This window comes from Rhodococcus sp. Ni2 (assembly GCF_021352185.1).
GTDB lineage: Bacteria > Actinomycetota > Actinomycetes > Mycobacteriales > Mycobacteriaceae > Rhodococcus_F > Rhodococcus_F qingshengii.
On sequence record NZ_WOXZ01000003.1, the window covers coordinates 319325 to 333928 of the forward strand.

Genomic DNA, 14604 nt, shown 5'->3' on the forward strand with positions numbered 1-14604 from the left:
GGCGAGTAGGTATGCGTCGGGCGTCCGGCTGTAACGTCGTAAGCGGACCAAACGGTATGTCGTGCGCAGGCACAACGGACATCGCCTGGCAAACTTGACATATCGCCGGGGTGCATCCGCGGCGTCGGTACCGAGGAGGGTACGACCGTGGGACTGTTCGATCGTTTCAAGCGTCCGCCGAGTGCGGCTCAGGCCGCAGCGCAGAGTGATGCGGATCATCTGGCGAATTGGGCGCACTCGCACGAAGGCGTCGAAGCCTATGTGGAACCGCAGACGACGGTGACCGAGGTGACCGTCGTCCTGGTTGCGAAGGACGGGGAGTGGACTCGTCGTCGTGTCGGCGGCGAACGTGGCGCCCGCAAATTGGGACAAGACCTGAAGATCCCGGTCTACGACGTCCGCAAGACGGGATATCCGCAGCGTATGCGCGATCACGACGAACGTAAGCGAATCGAACGCAAGCGAGCCCGAGAGCAGGAATTACGCGACGGCGCCTGAACTGCTGTGCGCCTTTATTAACCGCGGGGGGTTAATAAAGGCGCACAGCAAGGGGTCAGCCGTTTACCGCGATGTCCTCCAGGACCGAGATCATCGTGCGAACGGGAACGCCGGTACCGCCCTTGCCGGTGTAACCCCACGGCCCTGACGTGTTGTAGGCAGGACCCGCGACGTCGATGTGCGCCCACTGGACACCCTCGGGAACGAATTCCTTGAGGTAGTGAGCTGCGACCAGCATGCCGCCCCAGCGGTGCGGGGTGACATTGGCCATGTCGGCGACCTTGGAGTCGAGATCTCCGCGCAATTCCTCCGGCAGCGGCATGGCCCAGCCGTTCTCGCCGACGCTCTGCGAGATGGAGGCGACGCGGTCACGGAACTCGTCGGTGCCCATGACTCCGGGGGTGCGGTTGCCGAGCGCGACCATCTGCGCACCGGTGAGGGTGGCGGTGTCGATCATGTAGTCGGGATCGTCCTCACCCGCGCGAACCATCGCGTCGGCAAGAATCAAACGGCCCTCGGCGTCGGTGTTGACGACCTCGATGGTGATTCCGCCGTACTGGGTCAGCACGTCGCCGGGACGCTGGGCGGTCGCGGACGGCATGTTCTCGGCCATCGGTACGTATGCGACGACGTTGACGGGCAGGCCGAGCTTGGCGGCAAGCACGACGGTGGAGATGACGGCTGCGGCGCCGCCCATGTCCGAGGTCATGTTCTCCATACCGGCGGCGGGCTTGATGGAGATTCCGCCGGTGTCGAAGGTGATGCCCTTACCCACCAGTGCGACCTTGCGGGCACCACGCTTCTTCGACGCGTATTCGAGGCGGACGAGACGCGGCTGGCGTGACGAGCCCTTGCCGACGCCGATGATTCCGCCGTAGCCACCCTTCTCGAGTGCCTTCTCGTCGAGAACCTGGACGGTGAGCCCGGCCTCGACGCCCAGTGCCTTCGCGCGCGCGGCGAACTCGGCGGGGTAGAGGTGGCTCGGGGGAGTGTTGACGAACTCGCGTGCGGTGGCGACGGCCTCGGCGATGGCAGCCGACCGTGCCAGCGTCGCTTTGGTCTCCTTCGTGCGCGGCGACGGCACCAGAAGTTCGACGCGGGCCAGTGGCTGCGAATCGGGACCGGGAGCCGTCATGGACGACTTGAATTCGGTGAAGCTGTACGCGCCCAACGCAAATCCCTCAGCGGCTGCACCGAGGTCGAGGATCGAGAGCGTGGTTGCGACGGTGTCGATGCCGGACAACGAGCGAGCTGCGGCGCCGGCGGACTTACGGATCTGCTCGCTGCCGAGCTTGTCGGCAGAGCCGAGTCCGACGGCGAGAACGCTGGTGAACGACAGTTCGCTCGGTGCCGGGACACGAGTGAGCTGCTCGGGCTTGCCGGTGGCGCCGACGGCGATGAGGCTGTCGAGGATCTCGGCGAGTACGTCTTCGGCGACGATGCCTTCGCTGAGTGCGATTTCGGGGCCGTCCGGACCCGACGTCAGACCGACGACCAGTATCTCTGCGCGCTTGGCGACTGTGCCGGCGAGAACGAGGTCGGGTCCCAACGATCGGGCTGTGCGAGTGCTCAAGGTGTCTCCTGTGAGGTGAGTGTGCGATGCGTCCGGTTCTGGCGGATGCCTGAGTCGATGTTAGGCCCTTTGCAGTTTGCGGACGGGCGATCGTCACGGCCGGGTGAGCTCTCGCTGCGGACATGTTTCGATCGGCGAAGTCCGATAGGTTGTGGGCCATGACCGACGAACAACTGTTGCAGGGCCCGATCCACCCCGTCCACGTCGAACTCGGCGCGACGTTCGCGCCGTTCGGGGGGTGGCAGATGCCGGTTTCGTACGCCGGCGTCGTGGCCGAACACACCTCTGTGCGTGAGAATGTCGGACTCTTCGACGTCAGTCACCTCGGCAAGGCCGTCGTGCGTGGCGCGGGCGCCGCGGAATTCGTGAACTGCGCACTGACCAACGACCTGAACAAGATCGGGCCGGGTAAGGCTCAGTACACGTTGTGCTGCAACGAGTCCGGTGGTGTCATCGACGACCTCATTGCGTACTACGTCAGCGACGACGAGATCTTCCTCGTCCCGAACGCAGCCAATACCGCGGACGTCGTTGCGGCTCTGGTCGCTGTGGCACCGGACGGAATCACCGTCGAGGATCAGCATCGTGCCTACGGTGTGCTGGCTGTGCAGGGTCCGAAATCGGTGGCGGTTCTGACCGCTCTGGGACTTCCCACCGAGATCGAGTACATGGCGTACGAAGATGCGGAATGGAACGGCGTGCCTGTTCGTGTGTGCCGCAGCGGTTACACCGGTGAGGTCGGCTACGAACTCCTGCCGCGGTGGGACGACAGCGAGCCGTTGTTCCGCGCGCTTCTCGAGGCAGTGCGCGCCGAGGGTGGGCAGGCCGCCGGACTCGGCGCCCGTGACACTCTTCGTACCGAGATGGGGTATCCGCTGCACGGGCATGAGCTTTCGCTCGAGATTTCTCCGCTCGAAGCGCGCTGCGGATGGGCGATCGGTTGGAAGAAGCCGACATTCTGGGGCAAAGAGACCTTGACCGACGAGAAGGCTGCCGGCCCGGCTCGCAAACTCTGGGGGATCAAGGCTCTCGATCGCGGCGTGCTTCGTGCCGGCCTCGGTGTTCTGCGTGACGGCGAGGCAATCGGCGAGACCACCTCGGGGACGTTTTCGCCCTCGCTCAAAGTGGGAATTGCGTTGGCGCTCCTCGATTCCGGTGCCAATGTCTCGGCCGGCGACGAGATCGAAGTCGACGTCCGTGGTCGTGCTCTTCGGTGCGTCGTGGTGTCTCCTCCGTTCGTGGAGACCAACACCAAGTAGAGAGCTTTTTCACGTTCGATAGGATTGCGCCCATGACAGGTGCCGCCGATTTCGTTCGTGTTCAGAGCTCGTCCCCGAAGTCCGACGCCGAGCGCCGTGACATTTTGGCGGCGCCCGGCTTCGGGCGGCACTTCACCGACCACATGGTCTCGATCGACTACACCGCGGGCAAGGGCTGGCACGACGCCCAGGTGTTGCCGTACGGAAACATCGAGCTCGATCCGGCCGCAATGGTTTTGCACTACGGACAGGCCATCTTCGAGGGCCTCAAGGCATACCGTCAGCCGGGTGGCGAGATCAGCTCGTTCCGCGTCGAGGCCAACGCCGAGCGTTTCGCGGCATCTGCGCGCCGTCTGGCCATGCCGGAGCTCCCGTCGCAGATGTTCATCGATTCCATCACCGAACTGATCGACGTCGATCTCGACTGGGTTCCCGCAGCCGGTGGCGAGGACGCGCTCTACCTCCGTCCGTTCATGTTCTCCACCGAAGCCGGACTCGGTGTCCGTCCCGCCGACGAGTACCGCTACCTGCTGATTGCCTCGCCTGCCGGTGCGTACTTCCCGCGCGGCGTCAAGCCGGTCAGTGTGTGGCTGTCCACCGAATACGTTCGCGCGGCCCCCGGTGGTACCGGCGCGGCCAAGTTCGCCGGCAACTACGCCGCTTCACTCCTCGCCCAGGCGCAAGCCGCCGACGAGGGTTGCGACCAGGTGGTCTGGCTCGACGCCATCGAGCGCACGTACGTCGAGGAAATGGGTGGAATGAACCTGTTCTTCGTCTTCGGCTCGGGCCCCGACGCTCGCCTCGTGACGCCGTCGCTGTCCGGTTCGTTGTTGCCAGGCATCACGCGCAACTCGTTGCTCGCCCTTGCCGCCGATTCCGGTTTCGCCGTCGAGGAGCGCAAGATCAGCACCGACGAATGGCGCACCAAGTGCAAGAGCGGTGAAATCACCGAGGTCTTCGCTTGCGGCACAGCAGCAGTCATCACCCCCGTCGGACGCGTCAAGTCCGCCGAGGGCGAGTTCACCATCGCCGACGGCGAGCCGGGTGAGGTGACGATGGCACTGCGCGACACCCTGACGGGTATCCAGCGCGGAACCTTCGCCGACACCCACGGCTGGATGACGAAACTTCACTGATCGCTGGTTCGTTCCGCGAGCAATCGCTCCCGGAAGAACTGCAGAATCTCGTCTCGTGCGACGGTGGTGGGCGATCCCGCCTCGTCGACGAGATGAGCCGTCACCACGCTGTGTGGATTGGCAATGACGTGTTCGAAGAACGGCGACGTTGTCGCGTTGGCCGCTTCGTCGGGTAGTACCTTCCCGACGAAGCGCTCGCCCAAGGCCTTCGAATAGGCGGCGAATCGTTGTGCGCGGCAGAACGAGTCACCTCGAAAGCGGTATGCAAGCACCGTGAGGTCTTCGGCCTCGAGTCTCGAGCGCACGGCTTCGAGTTCTTCGGGCCCGCTGTCGGTTTCGTCCGGTCGATCGAGCGGTAACGACGGTTGGGCGAGAACCGGCGCGATGACCGAGGGTTCGAGCATCATCGACAACGCGAAGTTACCGGTGAAGCACATTCCGATCACGCCTACGCCAGGTCCGCCGCTCTCCTCATGGGCGGAAGCGGCGAGTGAACGCAGCCAACGGACCGCCGGACTCGGTTCGTTGGCAGCGAGGGCGCGGAATTCTGCACTGACGCAGGCTCTCTTGAACACCGTCAGCCCCTCGTTCACTGTGGGGACCGCGCCGTCGTGCCCGAACAGTGACGGAACGAAGACAGTGAAACCGGCGTCGCGCACCCAGCGGGCGAATCGCGCTACATGCGGGCTGATGCCCGGCATCTCCGGCATGACGATTACTGCGGGACCGGTGCCGGCCACGTACACGGACTTCGCCACTGCGTCGATGGTGATCGTTCGACGGTCGAAGTCTTCGAGCGGATCGTCTTCGGTCATGCTCCGGTTCGGCACGGTGAGCCCTCTCAGTAGTCGAAACAATTCCTCTGCACAGTCTTTCGGCGCGGGATCGACTACAGAAGAGGGCGGTTCGCCATGTTTTCGGGCGGGCTCGCCTCGCACCTATCCGGCGCCGCCGTTGCGGAATCGCTTTCGGTAGTCGGCCGGGCTGATGCCGACGCGGTCGGTGAACAGGCGACGGAAGGTTCCAGGATCCTGATAGCCGATGTGCCCCAGGATCTTTCCGAGAGACCAGTCGGTCGATTCCAACAACCGTTTAGCTTTTCGGATCCGTGCACGCTGCAGATAACTGCGCGGCGATTCCCCGGTCTCGTCCTTGAACTTCCGAAGCATGGTTCGGGTGCTGAGGTGAAAAGCACTCGACAGCAGATCCAAGTCGTAAGGTTCCGCCATCCGTTCGACCAGCCACCTTCCGACGTCGTCGGCAAACTGTGTGTGTTTGGCGGGCAGCATCGAGTCGAGGATGTACGGAGCTTGACTGGTTCGGTTTTCGGGCGCCAGCGTAATTCTTGCGGTCGTACGCGCAATCTTGTCGCCGACATGCTCGCGCACGAGTGCTGTTGCGAGGTCGAGCGCGGCGGTGAACGCAGCAGTGGTGGTGACGCCGTCGTCCTGGACGATCAACGAGTCGGTTCGAACCGTCGCACCGGGGTAACGACTTGCGAGGTCCGCACCGTACAGCCACGACGTCGTACATCGGCGTCCGTCGAGCAGTCCCGCCTCGCCCAGCAGATACGCGCCGACGCAGACCGACGACACTCGAACGCCGCGCGCCTCGCACGCACGGATGAACTCGATTTCTCTGTCCCACAGCGACAAACGCGTCGCAGGGTCTTCGGACGGCACGAGTTCGAACCCCGGCACAACCAGGTGATCGATGTCGTGATGCCCCTCCTGCACGCCGAGCGAAAATCCACCTGCCGCAACGACGGGCGTGCCGGACGCTGCGATGACCGATACCTCGAAGGGGTCGGCGGGCGCTCCATCAGCGACGCGATTGGCGATCAGGAGAAGGTCGGTGAAAACGAAGATCTCGGCCGCGAGGCAACCTTCGTACGCAAGGACACCTACTCGCACGACGTCGGATCACAGTCCGAGAGTGAGGCCGACGGCCGTAAGCGTCACAGTGAGTTCGAGTGCGAATCCGAGAACGTCTCCGTTGAGTCCGCCGAATCTACGGACGCAGTGACGCACGCACAGCACACTGATCACCAGCGCCGACGCGGTCACGAGAGGGCCGAGCCACCACCGGTCGGTGGCAAAGCCGGAAGCGGCGATCAGCGGAACCGACCACACGATTGCGGCCCACAACGGTTGTGAATCGGCGACGAGCGCACCGAATCCGCTCGGGCCAGACGCGAGAATACCTCGGCGGCAGGCAAAAACGACGGCCACACGACCCGCAGCGACAGATACGAGAACGGCGATCCACTGCGTGGGGGAGTCGGCAACAGCGAGGACGCCGAAGGAGACCGATTGCAGCCCAAGGAAGATGAACAGCGCCGCGACCCCGAACGGTCCGGCACCGCCGCTGTGCATGACCTCGCGGGCGCGCTCCGGTGGACCGTAACAACCCAGTCCGTCGACGGAGTCTGCCAGTCCGTCCACGTGCATCCCGCGTGTCCCGAGAGCGAGCGCACCGACCGTCAGCAAGCCTGCGAGATAGGGATTCAGGCCGATACTGGTTGTGCCCCAGAGCAGAAACGTCGCGGCAATGCCGAGAGCGATCCCGGTGAGCGGAGCTGCGGCGATGGCGCGACGGCCGGCAGTTCGATCGATGTCGGAGGGACCACGAACCGGAAGGACCGTCAGCCACGAGAAGGCCAGCGGCACTCCGGACAGCGGGCCCGCCACGCTCACTCCGCCGTATCGGTCTTGGTCAGGTCGATCGACTCGGGTTCGTCGACAGGTGCGCTGCCCTGAGTGCTGACACCGGCTTCGGAGAATGTCGCCATCTTGCCCAGGATTGCCACTGCGCCCTGAAGAATCGGGAGCGCTGTGACTGCGCCTGAACCTTCACCGAGACGCATGTCGAACTCGACGATCGGGTCGAGACCCATGCGGGTCAATGCGATGGTGTGGGCGGGTTCGGTGGAGCGGTGTCCGGCGACCCACCATTCACGTGCGCCGAAAGCCAGTTCGTCGGCAACCATGGCGGCTGCGGTGACCACTACGCCGTCGAGGATCACCGGCGTGCGACGCGAAGCTGCCTGGGCCAGAAAGCCGGCCATCGCGGCGAGGTCGGCACCCGAAGACGTGCGCAGCAGCGCGACTGTGTCGCGAACGTGCGGACGGGCACGCCGGAGAGCGTCGCGAATCGCTGCGGTCTTGCGGATCCATCCGGCGTCGTCGATACCGGTACCTCGACCCACGACCGCGACGGGTTCACTGTCCGTGAGTGCGGCGATGAGTACGGTTGCGGGCGTCGTATTGCCGATGCCCATGTCGCCGGCGATGAGGAGATCTGCGCCCCCGTCGATTTCCTCGTCCGCGATCGCTCGGCCGGCGGCGATGGCCTGAAGGGTTTCCTCGTTCGACATGGCGTCTTCGCGGTCGATGGACCCGGAAGACCTGCGCACCTTGTGGTTCGAGACGGACGGATCGGTATCGCCGTCCACTGCGATGTCGACGACGCGTACCGTGGCGCCGGCAACCTCGGCGAGGACGTTGACCGCCGCGCCGCCCCCGAGGAAGTTGGCGACCATCTGTGCGGTCACTTCCGGCGGATAGGCGGAGACGCCGTTGCGGGCGATTCCGTGATCACCCGCGAACACGACGACGCGAGGCCGAGCGAAAGCGTGTGGGGGACAAACTCCTTGGCAGGCTGATGCCCAGCCGGCGAGAGCCTCCAGTCGGCCCAGCGAACCGGCCGGCTTGGTCAGATCACGCTGACGCGCATCGGCCTGCGCTCGCACCTCGCGGTCGGGCGGGGTGACGGGTTCGAAGTCGGCGCTACTGACTGGCGCGACGTCAGGGTTGGCATCTGGATTCGCCCCTGAAATGGCCCCTGGATTGGCCTCGGTACTCACATCGTGCCTTCCGGTTGTGCAGCAGTATCTTTCAAGATGAGCGGTAACCCTGCAACCACTAGTACGACACGATCGCACACCGCCGCGATACGAGCGTTGAGAGTGCCGATCTCGTCGCGGAACAATCGTCCGGACCGCGTCTCGGGGATGACGGCCAAACCCACTTCGGGGCTGACCAGCACCAGGTGTCCGCGATAGTTCTCGACACTGGCGACCAGGCTGTCCGCAGCGGGCGTGACGGTGCCGCGCGGTGCGTCCCAGGCGCCTTGCCGATCGAGTTCCGTGGTCAGCCACGTTCCCAGATCGTCGACCAACGTCGCTGTGTGTGAATCGCTTTCGAGCTGCGCCGCGAGATCGCCGGCATCTGCGGTTTCGACAGTCGACCAATGGGAAGGCCGCCTGTTGCGGTGCTGGTCGATCCGGCTCTCCCAGTCTGCGTCGGAGACATCACGTCTGGCTGTCGCCAGATACCGGATCGGTGCCGAACTTTCGGGTAAGTGGCCTCCACAAACCAAATCCTCGGCGTGCGCGGACTTACCAGACCGCGCGCCGCCGAGGACCAAAGTTCTATACGTGTTCGTCACGCTCAGATTGCGTCGCCCGGCCCCACACGAGGCTTCGGTGCGCGCAGCTTGCGGATCTGCGACGCGCGAACGAACGCGTACCAGCCGAGCTTGAAGCCGCCGTCGGTGCTGTCGGGGAAGCGCTCGGCGACGCGGTTGTTGATCATGCGACCGAGCCAGATGCCTTCACCGACCATGAAGAGCATCATCACGAGCATTGCCAGTGTGACGATCTGCTGGAGCGCGGGCGTGACGAACATGGTCATGATGAGGATCAACGCGAGCGGCATGAACAGCCCGACGAGGTTGCGGCGAGCGTCGATGAAATCACGGACGTAGGCGCGAACCGGTCCCTTGTCGCGGGGGAGCAGGTACTTGTCCTCGCCGGCGAGCATGCGGGCGCGGCGGTCTGCCGACGATGCGCGACGCTCGGCGGCTTCGGCCTTGCGGTCCTCCTTGGAGCCGCGGGTCGCCTTGCGGCGGGCGCGGGCTTCCTTCGCGGTCAGCGGGGCAGGGGCAACGGGGCCACGCCTCTTCGCCTCGGCGTCACGACGCTTGGGTGTGGGGCGGCCCTTGCCCACCTGCTCGATGGGCGCCTCTTCGGAGGCCGAGGATGCCTCAGTGCCCTCGACGTCACGTTTGTCGGAGTTGTCTGAGTCACCGCGGCGTAGCAATTTCACACCTCCAGGCTATTGGATAAGTGCACGGTCTGGGAAACCGACCTCGGTCTTTCTGAAAAACCCGATCGCCCGAGGCACTGAAACGCGCGAGATCGTGAAACATCGGGGTCATTCGGGACTCTTAGACTTCGTCTATGCGGGTAATAGTTGCTCCAGATTCGTTCGGTGAGACGTTGACGGCCGTCGAAGCGGCCGAATCCATTTCTGCCGGTTGGCGACGTGGCCGACCCGAAGACGACGTCGTCACCGCGCCACAATCCGACGGTGGTCCGGGATTCGTCGACGTCTTGGCCACGGCCGGGGGCGACATCCGGACTGCACGGGTGTCCGGGCCTTTGACCGCCGCCGTCGACGCCACGTGGCTGTTCGATTCGGACACGGCGTACATCGAGTCCGCCGAGGCCGTCGGGCTCGGCCTGCTCGGAGGTCTGCCGACGCGGGACACCGCACTCGCCGCGCACAGTCGCGGTGTGGGAGAGCTGATCGCTGTCGCGCTCGAGGCAGGCGTGAGGACGGTTGTCGTCGGACTCGGTGGGAGTTGCTGCACCGACGGGGGACGTGGACTGGTGGAGGCGCTGGGCGGCCTGGAGGTTGCAGCGGCGGCTACGGCAGGCACTCAGTTGGTCGCCGCCACCGACGTAGAACACGTACTTCTCGGCGAGCACGGTGCGGCAGCGGTGTTCGGCCCGCAAAAGGGCGCCGACGCCGAAGCCGTCGCTGTCCTCGAAGCGCGGAACGCGAGATGGGCCGAACAGTTGGAGTCCGCCACCGGAAAACGAGTGTCGGATTTTCCGGGTGCCGGCGCCGCGGGTGGTATCGGTGCCGCGCTCTTTGCGCTCGGTGCACAGCGGCGATCCGGGGCCGACGTCGTCGCGGATCGCACCGGACAGGCCGCGCTACTGGCTTCCGCTGACCTGGTGATCACGGGCGAAGGCAAGTTCGACCACCAATCTCTGCGCGGCAAACTAGTCACAACGCTCGCTTCGGCGGGGGCAGCGCACGGCGTTCCGACGCTCGTCTTTGCCGGCCAGGTGACGCTCGACGAGGCGGACTATGCGTCGACCTCGATAGTCGCGGCGAAGTCGGTGACGGATTTCGCCGGGTCGGTGGAACGTGCGATGGAGGAAGCGTCGGCGTGTCTCGAGGGACTCGCCGAACACACGGCACGCGAGTGGAACTTCTGGCGCGGCGTCCGGAGGTGAGGATCCACAAGCGTCGACGCGCCGTTGCCGTGTCTGGAAGACCGGATAGGATGAAGACGAATCGCACCCGGTAAAGGACTGGCGGGAATAAGTCGGCAGCGGCGTACCGTTGAAGCGTTCACGGGTTGGTACGAACATTAGGGAGAGCCCATGACTGTGCAGAACGAGACCGCCACCCACGGCGTCAAGATGACCGAGGCCGCGTCCGCCAAGGCGAAGGCACTCTTCGATCAGGAGGGTCGCGACGACCTCGCGCTGCGTATTGCAGTGCAGCCCGGCGGCTGTGCCGGACTGAAGTACCAGCTGTTCTTCGACGACCGCACGCTCGACGGTGACCTCACTGTCGACTTCAACGGCGTCAACCTGGTTGTCGACCGGATGAGCGCGCCGTACGTCGAAGGTGCGTCCATCGACTTCCTCGACACCATCGAGCAGCAGGGCTTCTCGATCGACAACCCCAATGCAACAGGCTCCTGCGCCTGCGGTGACTCGTTCAACTGAGTCTGTCGATCACAACTCAATTCACGAACAACTGACGCGGAACCGACATTCGGTTTCGCGTCAGTTGTTTGTGGTGACTCGTACGTAGACCGTTCCGATCCGACAGCTCGGGCGCCGATGACGGCGCTACGGGCGGTAACGTGAACTTTTGCTCCTCTTTCATTCTTGTACTCACTTCGCTGAAAGGCCACGATCCGTGACTATTGCGGTAACCGGTTCCATCGCCACCGACCACTTGATGCGCTTCCCCGGCCGCTTCGCCGATCAGCTCCTCGCCGATCAGCTCGCCCACGTTTCGCTGAGTTTCCTGGTCGACGATCTCGTGATTCGCCGCGGTGGTGTCGGCGGCAACATCGCTTACGCCATGGGCGTGCTCGGTGGGTCCCCGCTACTCGTCGGCGCAGTCGGTGCCGACTTCGCCGAGTACCGCACGTGGCTCGAGGACAACGGCGTCGACTGCAGCGCGGTCCGTATCTCGGACAAGGCACATACGGCGCGTTTCGTGTGCACCACCGACGAGGACATGGCGCAGATCGCGTCGTTCTACCCCGGTGCGATGAGCGAGGCTCGCGAGATCGAACTCGCGGCAGTGGCCAAGACTGCGGGCGCAGTCGAGTTGGTGCTGATCGGCGCCAACGACCCCGAGGCCATGGTTCGCCATACCGACGAATGCCGTCTGCTCGGGATTCCGTTTGCAGCGGATCCGTCGCAGCAGCTTGCCCGCCTGTCCGGTGACGAGGCCAAGGCGCTCATTCACGGCGCGAAGTACTTGTTCACCAACGAGTACGAGTGGGGTCTGCTTCAGCAGAAGACTGGTCTGAGCGAGGAAGAGATCCGCGCGCAGGTCGGCATCCGTGTCACCACCCTCGGCTCCAAGGGTGTGGAAATTGTTGACGCCGAAGGTAATTGGGTGCGCGTCGACGTAGTGCCCGAGACCGGCAAGGTGGATCCGACGGGCGTTGGTGACGGCTTCCGCGCCGGGTTCCTGCTCGCACACGGCGCCGGTCTGAGCTTCGAGCGTGCTGCACAGTTGGGATCTTTGGTCGCTGTGTTGATTCTCGAGACCGTGGGAACGCAGGAGTGGGTGTTCAATCGCGACGAGGCACTCAAGCGCCTTACCGACGCATACGGCAGCGCGGCAGCGGACGAGATCGCGACGATCCTGCCGAAGTAGGGCTCCGCCCCGTGAGTGGTTGAGGAGTCCGGAGACTCCCTAACCGCTCACGGGGCCGAAGGCCTAGATATTGACCGGGTACACCGGTTCCTGGATCTGCGGCACGATGCGCTTCTCCACGAAGATTCCGTGCCAGACCATGAAGGTCAGGACGGTCCACAGGCGTCGGCTGTGGTCGGACACGCCCTCGCGGTGATCGTTGAGCATCTTCACGACGGCCTGCTTGTCGAAGATGTGGTCGGTACCCGACTCCTCGATCTGCAGATGTGCCCAGTCGAAGAGTTCGGTGCCGCGCAGCCAGTGGCGTAGGGGAACCGGGAATCCGAGCTTCGCACGGTGCAGAACATGGTGCGGCACAATGCCTTCCAGGGCCTGGCGCAGTGCGTACTTGGTTGTGTCCTTCGTGATCTTCTGATCGAGCGGTACGCGTGACGCGACGTCGAAGACCTCGGGATCGAGGAACGGCACACGCAGTTCCAGCGAGTTGGCCATCGTCATCTTGTCTGCCTTGACGAGGATGTCGCCGCGCAGCCAGGTGAACAGGTCGAGATGCTGCATCCGCGCAACCGGATCCCAGTCCCGTGACTGCGCGTAGATCGGCGCAGTGACGTCCTGGTGAGTCCACTCGGGGCGGAAATCGCGCAGGACGGCGCGGAGCTGAGCGTCGTTGAAGCTACGAGCATTTCCGTAGTAGCGCTCCTCGAGCGTCAAGGAACCGCGGTTGAGCAGACTCTTGCCACGAGTGCCGTCCGGGATGCGTTCGGACAACTTGCCGGCAGCCCGACGCAGTCCCTTGGGGAGGTACTCGAAAGGCTTGAGCGACAACGGCTCACGGTAGATCGTGTAGCCGCCGAACAGCTCGTCGGCACCCTCGCCGGACAGCACGACCTTGACGTGCTTGCGCGCTTCCTTCGCGATGAACCACAGCGGAATCAATGCCGGATCGGCTACCGGGTCGTCGAGGTACCAGACGATCTCGGGAATGGCAGCGGCGAACTCGGCGGGGGAGACCACCTTGACGACGTGCTTCGCGCCGATCGCTGCGGCAGATTCTGCAGCGACGTCGACCTCGGAATAGCCCTCACGTTCGAAACCGGTCGTGAAGGTGATCAGGTTGGGGTTGTGGCGCATCGCCAGCGCCGCGATCGCCGTGGAGTCGATACCACCGGACAAGAACGAACCGACGGTGACGTCGGCGCGCATGTGCTTGGCGACCGAATCCTCGAGTGCCTCGGCGATTTCCTGGTAGCGCGCCTTCTCGGTGCCAGGTGCAAAAGGCTTGGCCGGGAACTTCGGCGTGAAATACCGCGTGAACGTGGGCTCCTCGCCCGGACGCACCCGAGCGAAGCTGCCCGACTCCAGGCGTCGGATCTGCTTGTGCAGTGTTTCCGGCTCCGGTACGTACTGCAGAACGGTGTAGTGCTCGATGGCACGCGGATCCAGCTCGGTACCGATGCCGATCAGATCGGTGAGTTCGAGCAGGCTCTTCTTCTCGCTGCCGAACGCGGTGCCGCCGGCGCCGGTCGCGATGAACAGCGGCTTGATCCCGAATGGATCGCGCGCGATGAACAGCTCGCGTGTGTCGGTGTCCCAGATCGCGAACGCGAACATTCCGCGCAGGCGCCGGACCGCGTCCTCACCCCAGTAGTGGAATGCAGCGACGATGGCCTCGGAGTCGCCCTCGGTGAAGAACTTGGCGTCGTGGTCCTTGACCAGTTCGGCGCGGATCTCCAAGTAGTTGTAGATCTCGCCGTTGAACGTGAGCGCATAACGCTCCGGGTTCTCCGGTGGGCCCCAACGCAGCGGCTGGTGGGAATGAGCGATGTCAATGATCGCCAGGCGGTTGAACCCGAAGACGAGGTGATCGTCGTTCCACGTCCCGTGTTCGTCCGGCCCGCGGTGACGAAGGCAATGCATCGCCTGGTCGACCCGCGAGACGGCGTCCTCGCTGGTTCCGCCAGATGTCAGTAGCCCGAGCAGTCCACACACAGCGTCCGGTTCCTCGATTCAGAATTTTTGTACAGAAGGCTCCCGGACACGAGTGTCGGGGAGAGGTCAACGAACTCTTGACGAAAGTATGCCGCAGATCGACGTCCCTGCCGATCGCGGCGGAACGAATCGACGTGATGTGCGTCGCCGAAACGACCTGAGCC

At 64.3% G+C, this 14604-nt stretch carries 14 protein-coding genes; 6 read left to right on the forward strand and 8 right to left on the reverse strand.

What is annotated here, in order from left to right; genetic code table 11:
* Positions 1-147 precede the first annotated feature (147 nt).
* A complete protein-coding gene (locus GN300_RS28010; protein WP_003941713.1) occupies positions 148-498 on the forward strand; it encodes a hypothetical protein in 351 nt (116 codons plus the stop codon).
* Positions 499-553: 55 nt separating this feature from the next.
* On the opposite strand, the gene GN300_RS28015 is transcribed toward GN300_RS28010, so the two are convergent.
* A complete protein-coding gene (locus GN300_RS28015; RefSeq protein WP_063316164.1) occupies positions 554-2071 on the reverse strand; it encodes a leucyl aminopeptidase in 1518 nt (505 codons plus the stop codon).
* A gap of 158 nt (positions 2072-2229) precedes the next feature.
* Here GN300_RS28015 and gcvT point away from each other — a divergent pair, with 158 nt between their 5' ends.
* Together gcvT and GN300_RS28025 are read left to right on the forward strand one after the other, a co-directional pair.
* Complete coding sequence (gene gcvT, locus GN300_RS28020) at positions 2230-3330, forward strand: glycine cleavage system aminomethyltransferase GcvT (RefSeq protein WP_063316163.1); 1101 nt, start codon at positions 2230-2232, stop codon at positions 3328-3330.
* A 32-nt stretch (positions 3331-3362) separates the two neighbouring features.
* The gene (locus GN300_RS28025; RefSeq protein WP_003941766.1) at positions 3363-4466 is read left to right on the forward strand and encodes a branched-chain amino acid aminotransferase; all 1104 of its coding nucleotides are present in this window, start codon (positions 3363-3365) and stop codon (positions 4464-4466) included.
* Here the strand turns inward: GN300_RS28025 and GN300_RS28030 are convergent.
* From GN300_RS28030 to GN300_RS28055, 6 genes are all read right to left on the reverse strand, one after another.
* A complete protein-coding gene (locus tag GN300_RS28030; protein ID WP_082654849.1) occupies positions 4460-5281 on the reverse strand; it encodes a dienelactone hydrolase family protein in 822 nt (273 codons plus the stop codon). The genes GN300_RS28025 and GN300_RS28030 overlap by 7 nt on opposite strands.
* A gap of 123 nt (positions 5282-5404) precedes the next feature.
* Positions 5405-6379, reverse strand: a complete 975-nt coding sequence (locus GN300_RS28035) for a GlxA family transcriptional regulator (RefSeq protein ID WP_063316162.1) — start codon at positions 6377-6379, stop codon at positions 5405-5407.
* Positions 6380-6388: 9 nt separating this feature from the next.
* On the reverse strand, positions 6389-7156 hold the full coding sequence (locus GN300_RS28040) for an adenosylcobinamide-GDP ribazoletransferase (RefSeq protein WP_082845758.1): 768 nt from the start codon (positions 7154-7156) through the stop codon (positions 6389-6391).
* A gap of 2 nt (positions 7157-7158) precedes the next feature.
* Positions 7159-8304: a nicotinate-nucleotide--dimethylbenzimidazole phosphoribosyltransferase gene (gene cobT, locus GN300_RS28045; RefSeq protein ID WP_047270132.1), complete on the reverse strand. Its 1146-nt coding sequence runs from the start codon at positions 8302-8304 to the stop codon at positions 7159-7161.
* Positions 8305-8327: 23 nt separating this feature from the next.
* Positions 8328-8915, reverse strand: a complete 588-nt coding sequence (gene cobU, locus GN300_RS28050) for a bifunctional adenosylcobinamide kinase/adenosylcobinamide-phosphate guanylyltransferase (protein WP_054828420.1) — start codon at positions 8913-8915, stop codon at positions 8328-8330.
* A 2-nt stretch (positions 8916-8917) separates the two neighbouring features.
* The gene (locus GN300_RS28055; RefSeq protein ID WP_007730051.1) at positions 8918-9574 is read right to left on the reverse strand and encodes a DUF3043 domain-containing protein; all 657 of its coding nucleotides are present in this window, start codon (positions 9572-9574) and stop codon (positions 8918-8920) included.
* 134 nt (positions 9575-9708) lie between these two features.
* Here GN300_RS28055 and GN300_RS28060 point away from each other — a divergent pair, with 134 nt between their 5' ends.
* From GN300_RS28060 to GN300_RS28070, 3 genes are all read left to right on the forward strand, one after another.
* Complete coding sequence (locus GN300_RS28060) at positions 9709-10776, forward strand: glycerate kinase (RefSeq protein ID WP_063316161.1); 1068 nt, start codon at positions 9709-9711, stop codon at positions 10774-10776.
* 150 nt (positions 10777-10926) lie between these two features.
* Positions 10927-11277 (forward strand): iron-sulfur cluster assembly accessory protein, encoded by a 351-nt coding sequence (locus tag GN300_RS28065; RefSeq protein WP_007730053.1) that lies wholly within the window; start codon positions 10927-10929, stop codon positions 11275-11277.
* 196 nt (positions 11278-11473) lie between these two features.
* Positions 11474-12451 (forward strand): carbohydrate kinase family protein, encoded by a 978-nt coding sequence (locus tag GN300_RS28070; RefSeq protein WP_003941700.1) that lies wholly within the window; start codon positions 11474-11476, stop codon positions 12449-12451.
* Between the two features lie 63 nt (positions 12452-12514).
* Here GN300_RS28070 and asnB read toward each other — a convergent pair whose 3' ends face one another.
* Positions 12515-14440 carry an asparagine synthase (glutamine-hydrolyzing) gene (gene asnB / locus GN300_RS28075; RefSeq protein ID WP_003941790.1) on the reverse strand — a complete coding sequence of 642 codons (1926 nt, stop codon included), beginning with the start codon at positions 14438-14440 and terminating at the stop codon, positions 12515-12517.
* Positions 14441-14604: the final 164 nt, after the last annotated feature.